This is a genomic window from Achromobacter sp. (assembly GCF_036567245.1).
Taxonomy (GTDB): Bacteria; Pseudomonadota; Gammaproteobacteria; order Burkholderiales; family Burkholderiaceae_B; genus Achromobacter.
The window spans coordinates 1-2,964 of record NZ_DATCUY010000578.1 but is presented as its reverse complement, the minus strand read 5'-3'; the positions used below and the strand labels follow the sequence as shown (position 1 = coordinate 2,964).

The following is a 2,964-nucleotide window of genomic DNA, read 5'->3' as shown; positions in this document are numbered from 1 at the left end:
CGGCCGGGCCGGCGGCCAGCATGGCGCCGATGGGCACGCCGCCCGCCAGACCCTTGGCCAGCGTCATGACGTCTGGGACGATATCGGCCCATTGGTGGGCGAACCACTTGCCGGTGCGGCCGATGCCGGACTGGACTTCGTCGATCATCAGCAGCCAGCCGCGCTCGGTGCATAGTCGGCGCACGTCCTGGAGATAGTCGATGTCGGAGGGGCGGATGCCGCCTTCGCCTTGCAGCACCTCCAGCAGCACTGCAGCCACGCGCGGTTCGGCGTCGCCGGCGGCGCGCACCGCGTCCACGCTGTTGTAGGGCACCTGGATGAAGCCCGAGGGCAGGGGCTCGAAGCCCTTGCGCGCCTTTTCGCTGCCCGTGGCCGCCAGCGTGGCCAGCGTGCGGCCATGCCAGGAGGAGTCCATGGTGATGATGTGGGCGTGCTTGTTGCCGCGCTGGTAGGCGTAGTAGCGCGCCAGCTTGATCGCGGCTTCGTTGGCCTCGGAGCCGCTGTTGTTGAACGCGACTTCCTGCATGCCCGACAGCTGCGTCAGGCGCGCCGCCAGCTCGGTCTGCTGCGGCACTTCGTAGATGTTCGAGGTATGGATGACGCGCGCAGCCTGCTCGCTGATGGCGGCCACCAGTTTCGGATGGGCGTGGCCCAGGCAGGACACCCCTATGCCGGCCAGCGCGTCCAGGTACTTGCGGCCCTGGGCATCCCACAGCCAGACGCCCTGGCCGTGCGTGAACGATACCGGCAGCCGGGCGTAGATGTTGGCCAGAGGCGAGGTCATTGCGGATCCTCCTGGGGATGTAGCGGATTGCGCCGGGGCTCTGCCGGAGTTCCTGTGGGAACCCGCCGGCCAAGCAGCTGATTTCCCAGGCCGTTTTCCCAGGCGAATCGCTTTTTGAAAGAGGGCAAAGGATCAATCATATACAATTCGCGGCGCAGGGCGCATGTTTGATCACGCCGAAGATCCGGCTTTCGTGAAGGGCGCGCTGTAGTGAAGAACTCATGGCAACTCGCGTCAGACAATTCGTAATTCATGGCGTTACCGAAAGCGGTAGCCGCTTTCGCCCCAGCGATTGGGCGGAACGGCTCGCTGGCGTAATGGCACAATTCCGGCCCGCCGGCTGTGCCGGTAACCACCTCACCTATTCGCCCTATGTGCTGCCCGTCGTGATCGACGGCGTGCGCGGGATCGTGGTCGATTTGCGTTTGCGCGATCTGGAACCGCTGGCGTACAAGTTCGTGGTGGATTTCGCTCGCGACAACAACCTCAAGACGGAAGAGCGCGAAATCTAGCCGTCCAAACCAAAAAAGCGCCCGGACCGGGCGCTTTTTCGTTGGGGGACGTGGCACGCCCATCGGGCGGGCACGCTCCTACGTGCCGTATCGATCCAGGATCTTGCGGATGTCGCGCACGCCCTGGCCGTCCGCGGTCAGCAGGGCGCGCGCGGTTACCGATTCCAGGTGATGCTCCAGCAGGTGCAGCACGTGCTTCTCGTCGCGCGCGCGCAGGCCCGCGACGATCTCCATGTGTTCGCTGACCGCACATTCGCTCGAATGCGGCCGGCCATACAGGGCCAGGATCAGCGAGCAGCGCGACACGATTTCATTCACGTAGCGCGCATACACCGCATTGCCCGACAGTTCCGCCATCAGGATGTGGAATTCGCCTGACAGCCGGATCGACTCGTTGGTGCTGTTGCGCTTGCGGGCTTCTTCTTCCTGCGCCACGTGCTGTTCCAGCCGCGCCAGCCCCGCCTCGGTGATGTGCTGCAGCAGCCGGCGCGTCACGTCGCGCTCCAGGCAGCGGCGCGCTTCGAAGATGTCGTGCGCTTCTTCCAGGCTGGGACGGGCCACCGCCGCGCCGCGGTTCGGCCGCAAATCCACCAGTCCCTCGCTGAACAGGCGCGTCAGGACGCTGCGGACGATGGTCCGGCTGACGCCGAAACGCTCGCCGATGATGTCTTCGGGCAGCTTGTCGCCGGGCAGCAGAGCCTGCTCGATGATGGCTCTGCGTAAATTTTTGTATACGATTTCGTTGCGGCTGATGTCTTTCTTGGCGGGCTCGTTGGCCGGCGGCGCGAGGGACTTCATCTTCTTGTTGGCTCCTATGCCTGCGCGCTTTTCAGGATGTTGGAATGGTCCGGCTGGCGCTGCCGGCGCGCATTTTTCTTAGTGCAGGAAAGCATACTACACCCCAGGCTAAGGGTTAGCGATAGCTTGCCGGCGAGATTGTGCGGAGTACATTGGCGACATAAATCGTATACAAATTTTTATACAAAACAACCTAGATTGTCGGAAAACAATCTTTTTGTTTGTATACAAATAAACAAAGGCTGATCCATGTCCGCTGTACCCCAGGCCGCAACCGAGCTGTCCCTTTCCTCGCCTTACCGCCTGCTGGTGGTCAACGGCAACACCACGTCCGAGCTGACGACCAGCCTGGCCAGCCAGGCCGAGGCCTTTTACGGGGACACCGTCCGCATCCACGCCGTCACCGCGGCTTTCGGCCCTGCCTATATCGCCAGCCGTGCTGAAGCGGCCGTTGCCGCCCATGCCGTGCTGGACGTCGTGGAGCGGGCGGCCGGGCAGGAGCCCGACGGCGGATTCGACGCCTGCCTGCTGGCCTGTTTCGGCGAACCTGGCATAGGCGCGGTGCGTGAACGCCTGGACGTGCCCGTGGTGGGCATGGCCGAGGCCTCCATCATGAGCGCCATGCAGCGCGGCGACCGCTACGCCATCGTGACGGTGGGGCAGCGCTGGCCCGGCATGCTGCGCGAACAGATCCGCCAACTGGGGCTGGAGTCCCGCTGCGCCGGCATCCTGGCCTTGCCGGGCAATGCCCTGGACTACGTGTCGCGTTCGGCCGAGTCGGCGCTGCATGTCAGCCGGGCGCTGGACGCGGCCGTGGCGCAGGGCGCGGACGTCGTGATCGTGGCGGGCGCCTCGCTGGCGGGCTACCTG

At 64.6% G+C, this 2,964-nt stretch carries 4 protein-coding genes; 2 read left to right on the top strand and 2 right to left on the bottom strand.

All coding sequences use genetic code 11. From position 1 onward, the window contains the following. The coding region (locus tag VIR09_RS24505; RefSeq protein ID WP_332015213.1) for an aminotransferase class III-fold pyridoxal phosphate-dependent enzyme at nt 1–784 on the bottom strand (784 nt) is incomplete at its 3' end. Nucleotides 785–1,005: 221 nt separating this feature from the next. Between VIR09_RS24505 and VIR09_RS24500 the strand changes: the two genes are divergently transcribed. Continuing rightward, nucleotides 1,006–1,296 carry a DUF3579 domain-containing protein gene (locus VIR09_RS24500; RefSeq protein ID WP_013392635.1) on the top strand — a complete coding sequence of 97 codons (291 nt, stop codon included), beginning with the start codon at nt 1,006–1,008 and terminating at the stop codon, nt 1,294–1,296. A gap of 78 nt (nt 1,297–1,374) precedes the next feature. On the opposite strand, the gene VIR09_RS24495 is transcribed toward VIR09_RS24500, so the two are convergent. Beyond that, nucleotides 1,375–2,094, bottom strand: coding sequence for a GntR family transcriptional regulator (locus VIR09_RS24495; RefSeq protein WP_013392636.1), 720 nt, complete (start codon nt 2,092–2,094; stop codon nt 1,375–1,377). A 249-nt stretch (nt 2,095–2,343) separates the two neighbouring features. Between VIR09_RS24495 and VIR09_RS24490 the strand changes: the two genes are divergently transcribed. After that, nucleotides 2,344–2,964 (top strand): aspartate/glutamate racemase family protein (locus VIR09_RS24490; RefSeq protein ID WP_332015212.1); only part of this gene is annotated, 621 nt, incomplete at its 3' end.